Annotated in this window: 15 protein-coding genes and 1 pseudogene; 11 read left to right on the top strand and 5 right to left on the bottom strand. The window is 31.4% G+C overall.

The window, feature by feature from the left end; genetic code table 11:
• Positions 1-40 precede the first annotated feature (40 nt).
• The 5 genes and pseudogenes from KKQ79_RS06200 to KKQ79_RS06180 all read right to left on the bottom strand — a co-directional run.
• A pseudogene (locus KKQ79_RS06200) lies at positions 41-967 on the bottom strand (ABC transporter transmembrane domain-containing protein); the annotation flags it as partial.
• 4 nt (positions 968-971) lie between these two features.
• On the bottom strand, positions 972-3140 hold the full coding sequence (locus tag KKQ79_RS06195) for an outer membrane beta-barrel family protein (protein WP_213189393.1): 2169 nt from the start codon (positions 3138-3140) through the stop codon (positions 972-974).
• Positions 3137-4675: a DUF6734 family protein gene (locus KKQ79_RS06190; RefSeq protein ID WP_213189392.1), complete on the bottom strand. Its 1539-nt coding sequence runs from the start codon at positions 4673-4675 to the stop codon at positions 3137-3139. The genes KKQ79_RS06195 and KKQ79_RS06190 overlap by 4 nt, the downstream gene beginning before the upstream one ends.
• 236 nt (positions 4676-4911) lie before the next feature.
• Positions 4912-5520, bottom strand: coding sequence for a tetratricopeptide repeat protein (locus KKQ79_RS06185; RefSeq protein ID WP_213189391.1), 609 nt, complete (start codon positions 5518-5520; stop codon positions 4912-4914).
• Between the two features lie 308 nt (positions 5521-5828).
• Positions 5829-6401 (bottom strand): hypothetical protein, encoded by a 573-nt coding sequence (locus tag KKQ79_RS06180; RefSeq protein ID WP_213189390.1) that lies wholly within the window; start codon positions 6399-6401, stop codon positions 5829-5831.
• Between the two features lie 87 nt (positions 6402-6488).
• Here KKQ79_RS06180 and KKQ79_RS06175 point away from each other — a divergent pair, with 87 nt between their 5' ends.
• From KKQ79_RS06175 to atpG, 11 genes are all read left to right on the top strand, one after another.
• The gene (locus KKQ79_RS06175) at positions 6489-6767 is read left to right on the top strand and encodes a hypothetical protein (protein ID WP_213189389.1); all 279 of its coding nucleotides are present in this window, start codon (positions 6489-6491) and stop codon (positions 6765-6767) included.
• Between the two features lie 361 nt (positions 6768-7128).
• Entirely contained in the window at positions 7129-7929 is an 801-nt protein-coding gene (gene erm, locus KKQ79_RS06170) for a 23S ribosomal RNA methyltransferase Erm (protein ID WP_075349414.1), read from the top strand.
• A gap of 401 nt (positions 7930-8330) precedes the next feature.
• On the top strand, positions 8331-9398 hold the full coding sequence (locus KKQ79_RS06165; protein WP_213189388.1) for a tyrosine-type recombinase/integrase: 1068 nt from the start codon (positions 8331-8333) through the stop codon (positions 9396-9398).
• Positions 9399-9637: 239 nt separating this feature from the next.
• A complete protein-coding gene (locus KKQ79_RS06160) occupies positions 9638-9901 on the top strand; it encodes an AtpZ/AtpI family protein (protein ID WP_213189387.1) in 264 nt (87 codons plus the stop codon).
• A 5-nt stretch (positions 9902-9906) separates the two neighbouring features.
• A complete protein-coding gene (locus KKQ79_RS06155) occupies positions 9907-10278 on the top strand; it encodes a hypothetical protein (protein ID WP_213189386.1) in 372 nt (123 codons plus the stop codon).
• Positions 10279-10342: 64 nt separating this feature from the next.
• Positions 10343-11503: a F0F1 ATP synthase subunit A gene (gene atpB / locus KKQ79_RS06150; protein WP_213189385.1), complete on the top strand. Its 1161-nt coding sequence runs from the start codon at positions 10343-10345 to the stop codon at positions 11501-11503.
• 144 nt (positions 11504-11647) lie between these two features.
• Positions 11648-11842, top strand: a complete 195-nt coding sequence (atpE, locus tag KKQ79_RS06145; protein WP_012782425.1) for an ATP synthase F0 subunit C — start codon at positions 11648-11650, stop codon at positions 11840-11842.
• Between the two features lie 86 nt (positions 11843-11928).
• Positions 11929-12426, top strand: a complete 498-nt coding sequence (locus KKQ79_RS06140; RefSeq protein WP_069796933.1) for a F0F1 ATP synthase subunit B — start codon at positions 11929-11931, stop codon at positions 12424-12426.
• A 1-nt stretch (position 12427) separates the two neighbouring features.
• A complete protein-coding gene (gene atpH, locus KKQ79_RS06135; RefSeq protein WP_213189384.1) occupies positions 12428-12967 on the top strand; it encodes an ATP synthase F1 subunit delta in 540 nt (179 codons plus the stop codon).
• A 16-nt stretch (positions 12968-12983) separates the two neighbouring features.
• Complete coding sequence (gene atpA, locus KKQ79_RS06130) at positions 12984-14561, top strand: F0F1 ATP synthase subunit alpha (protein WP_213189383.1); 1578 nt, start codon at positions 12984-12986, stop codon at positions 14559-14561.
• Positions 14562-14646: 85 nt separating this feature from the next.
• On the top strand, positions 14647-15504 hold the full coding sequence (gene atpG / locus KKQ79_RS06125) for an ATP synthase F1 subunit gamma (protein ID WP_213189382.1): 858 nt from the start codon (positions 14647-14649) through the stop codon (positions 15502-15504).
• The last annotated feature ends 75 nt before the right edge of the window (positions 15505-15579 follow it).

The following is a 15579-nucleotide window of genomic DNA, read 5'->3' as shown; positions in this document are numbered from 1 at the left end:
ATCAATCATCTATTATTTTTTAGTATAGTCACGGATTACAAATCCGCGACATCGGGATTGTGAAATTAATATCTTTCAGTACATACGGAGATTTTGGACCTTCGTATTGAAATGATACGTTTTTAAATTGTATTTCTGAATTTTGGTTACTATTATCAGTAATTAAAAATGTTTTTTGATGTGAGTTTTGCTCTTCAGTTGGATGGTTTTGAACTTCATTTAACCTTTCTAAACTTAATTTTGCATCTTGTAATGAACGAAAAAAGCCTATTAATTGGTTTACTGGGGAGTTCATTTGACCTATAATGTAGGAAACGGACAATAACATTCCAAGAGTCATTTCATCTTTTACTACAAATGTTGCTGCAATAAATGTTACTAAAATATTTTTTAACTGGTTTAAAAATTCAAAACCTGAAAGTTGTATTTGATCTATTTTTAGTGTTCTTATATTAAGTTTAAATAATTTTTGTTGTATTATTTCCCATTCTTTGATTTTAAAATTTTCAAATTGACTAAGCTTCATTTCAGTAACCCCATTTAAAATTTCATAAATAGATTCTTGATTTTCGCTTTGATATTGGAATCGGAAATAATCTAATATTTTTCTTCTTTTTAACCAATAAAATGACCATGAAATTGAAATAACAGTTAGTACTAAATATACTAATAATATTACAAAGTTGTAATACCACAATACACAAAAAAAAACAGAAAATGTAATTATTGAAAAGAAAGTAATCATTGATTGAGAAGTTAAAAAATCTTCAATCCTATGATTATCTTGTATTCTTTGTTGAAAATCTCCTATTAATTTTGTGTCAAAAAATTTTATAGGCGACATAATCATTTTTTTAAGAAAATCTGAAATAATTGTTATACTCAAATGTGTTCCTACATATAGCATTAACCAATTGCGAAAAACACTTATCGAAATAGAACCTAAAAACAAAGTTAATTGAGCTAATTTATTATCTTGCTCTGTTTTTCTCATCTTCATTACCCGTTGATTTGTTTCTACTAGAGATTTTGTTATTTCCAAAATTGTATATTAACGAAATTCTAAAGGCTCTTTTGTCAAGGTAACTTTTATAGTTTATTTGTATATCGTTAGTATAACTAATAAATTCTTGTTGATAACTGTGAAACAAGTCTGTTCCTGCTAATGTTATTTGTAAATTTTTATCAAAAAATAAAAATTTTAATGATGCATCTAGTTGATTATATGAATTATTTCGGTCTAAATCCCATACTCCTTTAAAAATATTTGAAAATCTAGTATTAAAGATGATAGTTTTGGAATTATTAATAAAATAATCGCAGTTTATTGAAAAATCGCCACCCCATCCAAATAATCTCTGATTGGTAATTTGTAAAGAAGATTTTGAATCACTGTAATATATACTTAGTGAATTATAAATTGAAAGTTTTTTAAAAACATTAATATTAAAACTCTGTGAAAAACCTATTGAATTGGTATTGTAATAATTAAATGGTTTAGTTTCTTGAAAATTGGTGTTATTATTTAATATAGTTATATATTCATAGCCGTCTTTGGTAGATGAGTAATATAATGTAGAGTTCCAATTATTTTTATAATTAAAGTTAAATTCTACATTATCTGTAAATGATGGTTGTAAAAATGGATTGCCTTGCCTATATGACAATTCGCTATTATACCATTTAAAAGGATTTAGTCTTCCATAAGGAGGACGACTTAATCTTTTTGAATAGTTTAAACTAAATGTATAATCATCATTTGGAACATAAGAAATATATGCTGTTGGAAAAAACTTTGAGTAGTTATTAGAATTTATTTGATTTAAAGAGATAGAGTTCCCTTCTGTTTTAGTGTTTTCATATCTAATGCCAAGTTGCGTTTCCCATTTATTTATTTTTTTATTTATAGAAAAATATAATGCTTGAATATTTTCATTGTATTCAAATTCATCACTTTGATTAGGGTCAAAAACAGGAATTCCAGTAGTTGTGTTATATAATTTTACATCATTTGTGGTTTTTATATATGATATTTTACCTCCAAATGATAGATTTACAAACTTTAAAGGTATTTCTGCATCTGTTTTTATTGAAAAATTATTTACTTTTTGACTCCCATTATTTATAGCTGAATAAAGAGAGTTTGAGTTCTGAAGTATTTGATTTGTGGTAAAATTTCTTCTTATCTCATTATTGAAGTTAAAGTAATCTACATCAAAAGATAATTTTTTTCCTAAACTATCTATTTGATAGACGGAATATAAATTTATTGAATGAGAAATGTTTTTAGGTTTTGTTTCTCCTTCAGTTATAATGTTGAAATTCTGATTATTAATATTGTCATAATTGATAGAAGAAACATTATCATCAATTACATTTAAGTCACTTTTGTTTAAAAAATATTGAATACCTGTTGTTATTTTTTTTGATATATTATATTCAAAATTTAATCTACTGCTAATAGTATTATAATTTTCTTTAGTTTCAGAATTATCAATCCATTTTCTGTCAATATAATTATACGTGTTAGTTTTTGTTTTGAGCCAAGAACCATTATTATAATTGATGTCAGATTGTAATAGTATTTTATTTTTTTTAAAACTAAAATTTACGCCATTATTATAAGATGTATATGTAGCTGCACCAAAAGAAGAGCGTAATGTAGCTTTCCAATTATCAGTAGTGATTTTTTTTAGCACAATATTTATCAAACCACTATTACCCTCAGCATCATATTTTGAAGGGGGTGTTGTGATTACCTCAATTTTTTTAATGTCATTACTAGAAATAGTTTTTAAATAATTAATTAATTCTTCATTAGATAATTGTACTAATCTATCATTAATCATTATAGCAAGTTTATTTTTTCCAGGTATAGTTATTACATCATTATTCACTCTTAAATTTGGTGTTATTTTTAATAACTCATAAGCGTCTAAACCAGTAGCTGAAATATTATTTTCCACGTTAAAAACTAATCTGTCAATTTTTCTTTCAAAAAGCTTTTTCTTTGCAGTTACTGTAACCCCCTTAAGTTCAATTGTTTTTATTATACTATCAATTTTAATACTATCTGATTGCGCATAACTAATATTACTTATAAGTAACATTACTGTTATTAAGATTAACTTTTTAATCATATTTCAATTTTTAAATAAGAGTGGTAAACTGCGTTTGACAATAAAAAATCTGTTAAATCGTATTCTAAATTATCTCCCTCATAATCTAAAAAATTGGATTTAGATATGATGTTTATAAAATCACTAATATTTTTTGATTCTCCATCGAGATAATAATATAATAAATTCCAACCAACAAGTTGTTTACATTCAATATACATATCTGACCAATCATCTTCAACAAAAATAAAATAAGGTGAGGGTTTTGTTTGTTTTAGATTTTTATAATCAGTTACTATTTTTTCTAAATCATTTATTAAATCAAAATTTGAATAATCAAAATTTAAAAAAATTAATTCCCCTTTATTTTCATTGATCTTAAACTTTAATTCATTAATATTCATATTATCGTATAATATGGATATATTGTTATAAACTTCTTTTTCATTAATTTTTTTTGAATATTGAGTACTAATTCTATATAAAAAATATTCAATTTGATAAAGATCATATATGAATAGTGAAAAACTTGATTTATCCTTTAAAGTTTCATCAAGGAACTTTTCAATTTTGCTTTTATTCTCTTCAATATTTTTATTTTCTTTATCATCTATTAATAAAGCTGTTAATTTAAAATGATTTAAATTATCTTTAGTAATGAAAGTGTTTTGTGGATTAAAATCCTTATATAAGGAATTTATATGCCTAAATGTTTCTGGAAACTCTTTTTTTAATCTACACTCTAATTGTAAATAATGCAAATATTGTCGTTTAGAAAAACTAATTAAATGTATGTATGAATTATAATAAGGAGTTAAATGAAATTGTGTTAATTCTTTAAAATTTTCACTAATATAAGTGTTTATTAATCTATTTATTTTTAAATTTTTTTTATTAGCAAGCATATAAAAATAGAATTGTTCCATAAGAACATTGTATCTTTCTAAATCTATTGTTTCAGATTTAATTTCATTATTTTCAAAAATATGATTTACAAATAAAAATAATTCCTTAAAAAAAGAGATGTTTTTTCCTCCAATAACTCCAGCATTTATGGCTTTGAAATTAGCTGAATTATATTCATAAATTTCATTAGGTAAACCTTTTAGATTATTACAAACTTGATTTAGAACTTTACCGTAAAATGAATAATTATATTCAAAACTTTGACAAATCAAGTCTGAATTTTTATAATTTATTGGTAATTTATTAAAAATATAGGTATCTCCATCAACATGAAGGAATGGGAGCTCTTGAAGAGAATAAACATATAATTTTGGATATGCATAGTAGATTGGATTGACATCATTTATATTGTCTAAACAAACATTAACTTCATCATAAGGGAGTTGTAATTTATCTATTAGCCACTCCTTGCCTTTTATATCAGTAAAAAGTAAAATTCTACCGTAATGTTTTTTCCAACTTAAACAACTTAATGCCCAACTCATAGCGTGATGCTTTTCTGAAAGAAAACCTCCATTATTTCTGTCGTGTTCAGTTGTTTTGTCTTTATTACTAGGTAAAGACCAAAATGAGTGTATTATATTTTCCATCTTATGTTTTTTTTTATGCTCTTCATTTTTTTAATTCATTTTAACATCTATTTTTATACGTAATGTTGACTTTGTTGCGCAATGGTTTCATACAACGGTTCGGGTATTGCCGAAGGCGGGGATTTTTAGCACAAAAGTTCAATCGAAGAACAAAAATTGAACCTTGCACAAATGTCCAATCGAAGCCGTTCAGCCCCGCTTTTGGCAATAACTTGTTAGCGGTTCGGGCTTTTGTTTCATTGGTCAATTCCACCGTTGTCTTTATATTTTTGTCTATATTCCGTTTGTTTGTCTGTTTGTCCAAGTTCTTCATAAAGTCCCGCTAATTCCCAAAAAGTATATTCAGAAGATGGTCCATTTTCTTCACTTATTTTAAAGGCTTCAATAGCTTCTTCAATTCGTCCTTCGTCACGCAATATGTATCCAAGGTCTTCGGCAACTACATTTTTGTTTGTCGCTATTGTAAGTCCACTTTTTAAAATGTCAATGCCGATTTGTGAATTTTCCTTTGAATAATATAGTTCGTAGTCGCCAAAACACTCAGATGCAATAGATGGAATTATAGACTTTACTTGTTCGTAAATACTTTCAACTTTTGTTTGTCCATTTGAGCCTTGTTTAATTACAATTTCTGCAATTCGTTCTGGTGTCATAATTCCGATGTAGCAGTCTGTTTTTTCGTTTTCGGAAATTTCAAAAGCCTTTACGAAATAATAGTTTTCTTCTTCGGGTATAAGTTCAAAGTCTGTCGATTCAATTGTCCAATTAAGTTCGTTATCATCGTCCTGTTCAGTAACGATAAAAACATTTGTATTTATTTCTTTATAAATGTCTTTCAGTTTCATAAGTGTCGTGTTTTAGCCTGACCGCTAACGTTCGCGCGGATTTGTGAAGTTCCAAATCCGAACTTGTTCGAGATTTGAGAATTTTACAAATCCGCTTGTTGTGCGAAGTCCGCGAAGCGGCGGCACAAGAAGCGGATGTAATCCGCGCGAACGTTGTGGCGAAAGGAGCGGAGCGGATTTCGCCACAACGGTTTTGGTATTGCTGAAGGCGGGGATTTTTAGCACAAAAGTTAAATCGAAGAACAAATGTTGAACCTTGTACAAATGTCCAATCGAAGCTGTTCAGCCCCGCTTTTGGCAATACCTTGTTAGCGGTTGTTTTTCTTCATTCTTTTATTTTTTGATTCATATATTATAATTTTGTCTGAAGAAATACTTTTATTTATTTCTTGTTTATTTTCATTTGGATTTACAATAGTTTTTGTCGAACCGTTTTCAATTACAGTTGAGTGAGTTTCATTTGGATTTACTATGGTTTTTGTCGAACCGTTGTCAATTACAGTCGAATGAGTTCCATTCGGATTTACAATAGTTTTTGTCGAACCGTTGTCAATTACAGTCGAGTGAGTTCCATTTGGATTTACTATGGTTTTTGTCGAACCGTTGTCAATTACAGTCGAATGAGTTCCATTCGGATTTACAATAGTTTTTGTCGAACCGTTGTCAATTACAGTCGAGTGAGTTCCATTCGGATTTACAATAGTTTTTGTCGAACCGTTGTCAATTACAGTCGAGTGAGTTCCATTTGGATTTACTATGGTTTTTGTCGAACCGTTGTCAATTACAATTGAATGAGTTCCATCAGGATTTACAATAACTGTTTGTGCTATTAAATTCTCAACAGTGAAAAATGTAATTAATAATAGAAATAAATTTTTCATAATTTATGTCATTTTGCGTTCAGTTTTAAAATTACCGCTAACGTTCGCGCGGATTTGTGAAGTTCCAAATCCGAACTTGTTCGAGATTTGAGAATTTTACAAATCCGCTTGTTGTGCGAAGTCCGCGAAGCGGCGGCACAAGAAGCGGATGTAATCCGCGCGAACGTTGTGGCGAAAGGAGCGGAGCGGATTTCGCCACAACGGATGGCGGTATGGTTAGTTGCCGATTTCGAAGCACTTTCCTGTCAAGTTACAACTACTTTTGATACGGGCTGTGCCGCTCGAATACGCACTGCACCGGCAATTAACTATACCGCGTGTTGTGCGTTCGGCTTTTATTTATTTCATTTTCTTATTGTAAATTGAAGCAAAGTTACTAATTTTGCATTCAATTATTTAGATTTTTTTCATTATGTATTACAGCAGACCTTGGACGACTATCTAAGTGATAGACAGTCCCAAATAAATTTCCCATAATCTTTTTGGCAAGACAAACAGTCTATGCTTTAGTGTGTCGTCATTTTTAATGAAGGCATTTCTTTGTCATAGTTGCTCTGTCAGGTAATACTGTCTTTCACATCGCTACGATTTGAATTCAAGTATTCACCTGTAAGAAGTCATAATGAATAAAAATAAATTGCCTGTAAGATTTACAGGTCAGCACTTTACAATTGACAAAGTGCTAATTGAAGATGCAATAAAACAATCAAGAATTAATCAAAACGATATGAATAAAAATAAATTGCCTGTAAGATTTACAGGTCAGCACTTTACAATTGACAAAGTGCTAATTGAAGATGCAATAAAACAATCAAGAATTAATCAAAACGATACGGTCTTAGATATTGGTGCAGGAAAAGGATTTCTAACTGTACAACTACTACAAAAGGCTAAATTTGTCATTGCGATTGAGAATGATTTTGAGTTAATAACGCATCTAAAACACAAATTTAAACAAACTCAAAACATTCAAGTTTTTGGATGTGATTTCAGAAATTATAAAATTCCTAATTTTTCGTTTAAGGTTGTTTCTAACATACCATTTGGTATAACATCAGAAATCTTAAAAATATTGATGTTTGAAAATATGGAAAGTTTTCAGGGCGGTTCAATTTTCCTGCAATTAGAACCTGCTAAAAAGTTATTTGTAGACAAAATCTTTAATCCTTACACTATCCTATATCATACATTTTATAGTTTGAAGATAGTTTACGAAATAAATCCTAATAGTTTTATACCTCCTCCAACTGTTAAGTCTGCTTTTCTTAAAATTGAACGAAAACCTTTACATATTGATTTTAATCAGAAAGTCAAATATTTAAAATTTCTATCTTTTCTGTTACAAAAACCTAATTTACCTGTCAGAACGGCTTTAAAATTAATATTCAGAAAAAGTCAGGTTAATGAAATTTCCGAAAAACTTGGAATTAATTTGAACTTAAAAATCGTGAATCTATCTCCAAGTCAATGGAAAGATTGTTTTATTGAAATGCTGAAAGTTGTCCCTGAAAAGTTCCACCCTTCATAAATCAATTCTATCTTGTCAAGGTAGTATTTTCTGCGAGGGGGTGTCTTTAAGCTGACGCACAACGTTCGCGCGGATTTGTGAAGTTCCAAATCCGAACTTGTTCGAGATTTGAGAATTTTACAAATCCGCTTGTTGTGCGAAGTCCGCGAAGCGGCGGCACAAGAAGCGGATGTAATCCGCGCGAACGTTGTGGCGAAAGGAGCGGAGCGGATTTCGCCACAACACTCAAATATACGAAAGTTTTGCGAAAGTGCAAATTTTTTGATAAATTTTGCCTACATGCTATATATTCAGTGTTTTTTGTATATATTTGGTTTCGTATTTCGTATAGAGATTTATAGAATTTATTGCACTCTATTTTTTTAATCTACACAAAATGCGAACCCTCTAAAGATAAATAAATGGATTTTAATTTATACAAATTCAGTATAGGAGAACACTATTCTAAAAAAGTCATTTGGATTACTTTTCCCAAAGATTATACCTTGATTAAGGAACTTAGAGAGCGTTTCTCGTCTGTAAAGTGGAGCAGTACTCATAAAGCATGGTATTTGCCAGATTTACCATCTATACGTACTGCTTTACAAATTAATCCTAGCGAAATAGGAGATGAACTTATAGCAAGTATAGCACCTAATAACCAAGAAGCTTTTTTGCGGTTTAGAAATCAATTAAAACTAAAAGCATATAGTAAGAATACCATTAGAACCTACACTACAGAATTTGCGCATTTGCTTAGAACAATTAAGCATTACTCTGTAAATGAACTCACACAAGAGAGATTGAAAGATTATTTTCTATACTGTATTAAAAAAGAAAATATTAAAGAAAATCATCTCAATAGCAGAATTAATGCAATAAAGTTTTATTTCGAAAAAGTGTTGCACAGGGAAAAAATGTTTTTTGATATTCCACGTCCTAAAACACCAAAACTGCTTCCTAAAATGCTCACAAAATCAGAAATTAAAAAGATTTTCAAGCAAACATCTAATCCTAAACATCTCCTCATGCTCCAGCTTTCTTATGGAATGGGTTTAAGGGTTTCCGAAATTGTAAATCTTAAAATAGAGCATATTAATTCTGAGGATATGCTGGTTTTAATTGCTGGTGCAAAAGGAAAAAAAGATAGGTATACCAATTTGCCGGAGTCTATATTACCTCTATTGAGAACTTATTATAAAGAATACAAGCCAAAAGATTATCTTTTCGAAGGTCAATACGGTGGTGCATATTCGGTGAGAAGTGTACAGATGGTTTTTAAAAATGCACTCAAAAATGCTAAAATCAACAAAACCATTGGTATACACGGTTTGAGACACAGTTACGCCACTCATCTTATAGAAAGTGGGGCGGATATTAGATTTTTGCAGGAACTTTTGGGGCATAATTCTATTAAAACTACCCAAATCTATACCCATGTTACAGATGTTTCTAAATCGAAAATAAAAAGTCCTCTTGATTTTTTATAATTCACCAAAAAATTTCACCATTTTCAGCTCACCCCAAAGGAAAGTCAAAGGAAAGTCAAAGGAAAGTATAAGGAATGTATAAGGAATGTATAACTAAAGGGTAGCCAATCTTCCTTAAAATCTTCTTTTAAAATTATGAAAAGGCGAGTGCCAGTCTTTTTAATTCTATAAACATGACATTTGTCATATTTTTTGTCATTCCGCTCAGTTTTATATAGTTTTACACCAAATTAAAAACAATGGCTCTACAAGACCAAAATACTCCGAAAACTCCTGAAGAACAACAGGAAGAGTACAAAAAAAATCCCATGCGATTGTACGGAATTTATTCTTCCATCGTGTTTCAGATGTTGGTCATCATTGCTTTAGGATTTTGGGGCGGGAAGAAAATTAATGATTATCTAGAATTGCCCAATGATTTATTAACCGTAGCCATCGGTTTAGCAGGATTAGGATTAGCCTTGTACAGTACCTTAAAACAAATAGAAAATATAAACAAATAACACGCATGAAACAGTCTACCTCTTGGTTATACATTGTTCTTTTTATTCTGGTCTTTTTTTTACATTTTGCGATATGGCAACTTTATGTAAATGACTTTCAAGTGATATTTATTCGCTATTATCTTTTCTTAACCATTTTATTTATGATGGTCATCACCATTATGTCTATTGTCAAAAAGATTTATCCCGAGTATATCGGTTTTACTTTTATGGGACTCATGCTCTTTAAGTTGAGTATTATGTTCTTGGTAATGAATAAATTACACTTATCCGAAGTGCCGTATCACAAGTATCATTTTATACCGCCTTACTTGGTTTCTCTGCTGTTAGAAACTTTGTTCGCAATCGGTTTATTGAAAGAACAAAAAAATAACTAATTCATACTTTGTTAATTTGTTTTTTTATCATATTTTTGCAAAACTTTTAAAATAACATAAATCAATGCTGAAAAGAGGAGTTTTATTAATCGGTTTTTTATCTACATTTTCACTTTCTTTAGCGCAACATCACGAAGCTGCGGCAGAAACTAAACCTGCTACAGAAACCAAAGTGGTAAGTGCCGAAGAAGCAGAAAAAGAACAAATAAAGAAAGAAAATAAGGAGTTTATAGACCATCACTTGTTAGATGCTCACAGCTTTGATATTATGGTGGAAAAGAAAGCAGACGGTACAGAACACCACATCGGTTTTCCACTTCCTGTTATTTTCTATGATGAAGCAAACGGTCTTCATGCATTCATGAGTTCAGAATTTCACCACGGTAAAGAAATGAAAGATGCTCATGGCAAAAAATACAACGTAGTAGAAAGCAAAGGTGCAAACTACGCTCTTTACCACGAAAAAATTGTAAAAACAGATGCTTCTGGTGCCATTACTTTAGATGACCACGGTCACGTTACCAATGAAAAAGTTTTAGACTTATCTATCACGAAAAGTGTTTTAATGATTTTATGCGCATCGTTATTGATGATTGTAATTTTCGGTTCTATGGCTAGAAATTATAAGAAATCACCAATTCCTACAGGTGCAGGTAAATTATTCGAACCACTGGTAATCTTCATCAGAGATGAGATTGCAATTCCAAACATCGGACCGAAATATCACAAATATATTTCTTACTTATTGACTATTTTCTTCTTCATTTTATTCCTGAACGTATTTGGTTTATTACCTTTCGGGATTAATGTAACAGGGAATTTAGCCATTACAGCTGCTTTAGCAATTTTTACCTTCATCATTACGCAGTTTACGGCAAACAGAAACTATTGGCAACACATCTTCTGGATGCCAGGTTTACCGTTCTTGATGAAATTGGTAATGATTCCTATCGAATTAATCGGGATGATCATTAAACCGTTTGCATTGTTAATACGTCTCTTTGCGAACATGTCTGCAGGTCACATCGTAATTATGTCATTAATTGCAATGATTTATTACTTCCAAAATGTAATTGCAGGCGTTGCATTCCCATTCTTAACATTTGTATTGTATTTATTAGAGATATTAGTAGCATTTTTACAAGCGTATATCTTCACCATGCTTTCTGCGGTTTACTTCGGTATGGCAAATGAAGAACACCACCACGAAGAAGCTCATCACTAATAAGAGCCAAGTTGAAAGAGCCAAGATAAAAGAGTCAAGATAAAAGAGTCAAGAGCCAAGTAAAAAGTCATCATTTTGAACTCGAAACTCGGATCTCAAAACTCAAAACATAAAAGTAGAAACTAATTTTTAAAATTATATATTATGGAAATTCCAAAACTAGTAGGTGCAGGTTTAGTAGTAATCGGAGCAGGTTTAGGTATCGGTAAAATCGGTGCTGCTGCTTTAGAAGGTATGGCTCGTCAGCCAGAACAAGCTGGTAAATTACAAACTGCAATGCTTATTGCTGCTGCACTAGTTGAAGGTCTTGCATTTGCTGCATTATTTGCTGTAAACTAAGACTCAAAAAAATAGCACTCACCCGTAACGGTTGGTTACGGGAAGTGTTTTTAAAAATTAAATAAAAAAAAATATATAAAAATCTTATGGGATTATTAGAGAATTTTTCGTCAGGTTTGTTCATCATTCAGTCAGTTATTTTCTTGATACTTCTTTTCGTGTTAGGAAAATTTGCATGGAAACCTATCCTTACTGCTTTAAATGAGAGAGAAGTTTCTATTCAAGACGCTATTAACCAAGCTAAATTGGCTAAAGAAGAAGTTGCAAATCTTAAAGCAGACAATGAGAGAATCATCCGCGAAGCTAAAGCTGAACGTGATGCAATCTTAAAAGAAGCAAGAGAGTTAAAAGACAAAATTGTAGGTGAAGCAAAAGACCTTGCAAAATCTGAAGGAGACAAAATGATAGAACAAGCTAAACAATCAATCAATGCTGAGAAAAATGCAGCAATGGCTGATATCAAAAATCAAATTGGTTCTCTTTCTGTAGAAATTGCAGAAACTATTCTAAAACAAAAATTAGATAATGCTGATGCTCACAACGCATTAGTTGAAAAAATCATTAATAAATCTAACTTAAATTAATATGCTAACCTCTAAAGTAGCGAAAAGATATGCACAAGGTTTACTAGACTTTACTCAAGAGTCTGGGAACACGGCTTCTATTTTTTCGGAAATGAAAGATGTAGTAAAGATTTTTAATGAATCTAAAGAATTAAAGAACTTCTTTGCTTCGCCAATCATAGACGCTAAAAAGAAAACCAAAGCAGCCTTAGAAATCTTTGCTCAGTTTTCACAATTAAGTAAGAATCTTATTACTTTGGTGATTAAACAAGGTAGAGAAAGTCATCTTCAAGATATAGCACAAGAGTTTATCAATAAAGTAGAAGACTTACAAGGCGTACAGAGAGTTACCTTAACCGTAGCTTCTGAACTGTCTCAGAAAAATGTAGAAGACATTGTAAAATCTTCATCTTTAGTAGACCATACTAAAAACTACGACCTAAATGTGGTAGTAACCCCTGAAATTATTGGCGGGTATATCTTAAGAGTAGGAGACCAGCAGGTTGATACTTCTGTAAGAACTAAACTAAGCCAAGTGAAAAAAGAATTTCAATTAAATTAAGTTAAAAAACCATAAAATGGCAGAAATAAATCCGGCTGAAGTTTCAGCAATTTTAAAACAACAGTTAGCCAACTTTGATACACAAGCGAGTGTAGAAGAAGTGGGTACAGTATTACAAATTGGAGACGGTATCGCTCTAGTTTACGGTTTAGAAAACGTACAATACGGTGAATTGGTAAAATTCGAATCAGGAATTGAAGGTATTGTATTGAACCTTGCAGAAGACAATGTAGGTGTTGCACTTCTTGGAGAATCTAAAAGAGTAAAAGAAGGAGATACGGTAAGAAGAACCGAAAGAATCTCTTCTATTAAAGTAGGAGAAGGTCTTTTAGGAAGAGTAGTAGATACTCTAGGAAATCCTATCGATGGTAAAGGTCCTGTAACAGGTGACCTTTATGAAATGCCACTAGAAAGAAAAGCTCCAGGAGTAATTTTCCGTCAACCGGTAAATGAACCACTTCAGACAGGTATCGTAGCAATTGACTCTATGATTCCAATCGGAAGAGGACAAAGAGAGTTGATCATCGGAGATAGACAAACTGGTAAAACTACCGTTGCTATCGACACTATTTTGAACCAAAAAGAATTTTATGATGCTGGTGAGCCTGTATTTTGTATTTACGTTGCTGTAGGTCAAAAAGGTTCTACTGTAGCACAAATCGTAAAAACTTTAGAAGATAAAGGAGCTTTAGCTTATACCGTTGTGGTAGCAGCAAACGCTTCAGACCCTTCTCCAATGCAGGTGTATGCGCCAATGGCTGGAGCTGCAATTGGAGAATATTTCAGAGACACTGGTAGACCAGCATTAATTGTTTATGATGACTTATCTAAACAAGCAGTAGCTTACCGTGAGCTTTCTCTATTATTAAGAAGACCACCAGGTCGTGAAGCATATCCTGGAGACGTTTTCTATCTTCACTCAAGATTATTAGAAAGAGCTGCTAAAGTGATTAAAGATGATACCATCGCTTCTCAAATGAATGATTTACCAGAATCATTGAAACCAATGGTAAAAGGAGGAGGTTCATTAACGGCTCTTCCAATCATCGAAACTCAAGCAGGTGACGTTTCAGCATATATTCCTACCAACGTAATTTCTATTACAGACGGACAGATCTTCTTAGAGTCAGATTTATTCAACTCTGGGGTGAGACCAGCGATTAACGTAGGGATTTCTGTATCGAGAGTAGGAGGTAACGCTCAGATTAAGTCTATGAAAAAAGTTTCTGGTACATTGAAACTTGACCAAGCGCAGTACAAAGAATTAGAAGCTTTTGCTAAATTTGGTTCTGACTTAGATGCGGCTACTATGGCAGTAATTGCAAAAGGAGAAAGAAACGTAGAAATTCTTAAACAACCAGTAAACTCTCCACTACCTGTAGAATCACAAGTAGCGATGATTTACGCAGGAACTGAAAACTTATTGAGAAACGTTCCTGTAAGAAAAGTAAGAGAATTCCAAGTAGAATACGTAGACTTCTTAAAAAATAAACACCCAGAAGTAATGGCTGCTCTTAAATCTGGTAAGATTGATGACAGTTTAACAGGTGTTCTTAAGCAAGTAGCTACAGATTTAGCTTCTAAATATAACTAAAATTAGTTGATGGTTTTTGGTTGATAGTTGACGGAATTTTCTAAGACTAGCAACCAACAACCGACAACCAACAACTAAACTAAATATGGCAAATTTAAAAGAAATTAGAGGAAGAATAGCTTCTATTTCATCTACAATGCAGATTACAAGTGCGATGAAAATGGTTTCGGCTGCGAAACTGAAAAAAGCACAAGATGCCATTGTAATGTTAAGACCTTATTCTGAAAAACTTCAAGAAATCATTCAGAATGTAAGCGCAAGCTCTGATTCTGATAACGTTTCTGCTTTTGCACAAAAGAGAGAGGTGAAAAAAGTACTATACATCGCTATTACTTCTAATAGAGGTTTAGCAGGTGCTTTTAACTCATCTATTATCAAAGAATTAAACCACAGAATTTCTAATTCTGCTGTAGAAGTAGAAGTGTTAACCATCGGGAAAAAAGTTTTTGATGCAGTAAAGAAAAACAGAACGGTATATGATAATCAAAGTGCCATCTTTGATCATGTGAGTTTTGAAAAAGTATCAAAAGTGACTTCTGCTGTGATGAAGGATTTCAGCCAAGGAAAATTTGATGAAGTACATCTAATTTATAATAAGTTTTTAAATGCTGCTAATCAAGAAGTAAAAACTGAACAGCTATTACCAATATCAATGCCGGAAACTGATGGTAATGCAAACAGTGATTATATTTTTGAACCCAACAGAAACGAGATTTTGGATAGCCTAATTCCTAAATCTATTAAAACGCAAGTATACAAAGCAGTGCTAGATTCTATCGCATCTGAACATGGAGCGAGAATGACAGCGATGCACAAAGCGACTGATAATGCACAAGCACTTAAAAATGATTTGGTAATTTTCTATAACAAAGCGCGTCAAGCTGCGATTACCAATGAAATTTTAGAAATCGTTTCTGGTGCAGAAGCACTTAAAAATAGCTAAGAAATATTTCTTTTATACGATAAATGAAAGGGCGTCAACTCAGGTTGATGCCCTTTTTTATGATGGTAAAATGAT

The sequence above is a fragment of the Cloacibacterium caeni genome, from assembly GCF_907163125.1.
Lineage (GTDB): Bacteria > Bacteroidota > Bacteroidia > Flavobacteriales > Weeksellaceae > Cloacibacterium > Cloacibacterium caeni_B.
The sequence above is the reverse complement of the archived record's forward strand: the minus strand, read 5'-3'. Positions and strand labels throughout refer to the sequence as shown.